Origin of the sequence: Legionella longbeachae, assembly GCF_004283175.1 — a bacterium.
Lineage (GTDB): Bacteria > Pseudomonadota > Gammaproteobacteria > Legionellales > Legionellaceae > Legionella > Legionella longbeachae.
Genome location: NZ_RXNW01000037.1, coordinates 1 through 1,177 on the forward strand (window position 1 = coordinate 1; position 1,177 = coordinate 1,177).

The window sequence follows — 1,177 nt, forward strand, 5'->3', positions numbered from 1 at the left end:
TATGCAGATCCAGGCCTACATAGATGCTGTAGTGATTAATATTAAAAGACTTGTTAATTTTCTTTTGTTTTCAGTTATATCACATTGCATGATCAAAAATAGCGCATCTTTTACAACAGGCCGGTACGTTATCTAGCTCAAACTGAGCATAATCCCATTAAACTAGAATTTCAGTTACACTATATTCTTAATTAAAATTCTATCGGATTAATAATGAACCAAAACACAGCAATGGAAACGCGTATGATGCAGATTGTTTTCCCAAATCAGGTAAATCATGTCGGGACGCTTTTTGGCGGACACGCTTTGGAGTGGATGGATATGGCAGCAAGTATCGCGGCAACCCGCTTCACTCGATCTACTGTTGTCACCGTTGCAAGTGATAAGATAGAGTTTAAAGTTCCAGTCAAAGTCGGTGAACTCATCGATCTCGTTGCTGTCGTTGAGAGGCATGGCAAAACAAGTCTAACTGTTGACGTGAAAATGTTTTCTGAAATCTTGATAACTGGCGAGCGTAAACTATGTACAGAAGGAAAGTTCACAATGGTGGCTGTAGATTCGGACATGAACCCTATTCCCATTATTGGACTTCAAAGACCATAGAAGCTTATCATTATTTTATTACACTTCCAGTTTAAATCATTGCTGAATGCTATCGAGTATTTGTTGGGTATAGAAATAAAGCGAGAATACTGGAATAAATCTATCTATTCATTGGACAGGTATGTCTCGCAACGGAGTTTGTCTTCAATTTTTAATGATTATATTCTGAACCAGGTAATTTTAAGTCTTGTTCAGATACCCCCAAGCGGTCAAATATAGCCCAAATAGATCATGATTAGGCTAGGCTTTGTTTCTTCCCCCTGCATGGTGATTTTTCGGCTGCGTTGCAAAAAATATAAAAGCTACAAAAACACAAACTCAGGGCGTAGTTCAGCTATATACATGAAATAACTGGTTAATAAATGACACCTCATTCCGATTGCCATACATCCAAATATTAAATTGTCCTTTTTTAAACATTCGCATCACTTCAAACCCTTTAATGGAGGCATTAGCCGTTTTCATGGATTGAAACCCTCTAGCTGGATTAATAAGTCGCTTTAGTTTTCCGTGATCTGATTCATGTCGGTTATTACGATATTTAATTTGGTGATGTTCTACTCGCTGAGAGAAG

The 1,177-nt window shown here is 37.6% G+C and carries 2 protein-coding genes; one reads left to right on the forward strand and one right to left on the reverse strand.

The window, feature by feature from the left end:
* Nucleotides 1-243: 243 nt before the first annotated feature.
* The gene (locus tag EKG34_RS18085; protein ID WP_223800085.1) at nucleotides 244-603 is read left to right on the forward strand and encodes an acyl-CoA thioesterase; all 360 of its coding nucleotides are present in this window, start codon (nucleotides 244-246) and stop codon (nucleotides 601-603) included.
* Between the two features lie 330 nt (nucleotides 604-933).
* On the opposite strand, the gene EKG34_RS18090 is transcribed toward EKG34_RS18085, so the two are convergent.
* A partial coding sequence (locus EKG34_RS18090; RefSeq protein ID WP_130560104.1) for a DDE-type integrase/transposase/recombinase occupies nucleotides 934-1,177 on the reverse strand: 244 nt, incomplete at its 5' end.

Excerpts from the sequence above, each read along its gene's own strand:
- EKG34_RS18085 (WP_223800085.1), top strand. The coding sequence starts at position 244 with ATGATGCAGATTGTTTTCCCAAATCAGGTAAATCATGTCGGGACGCTT.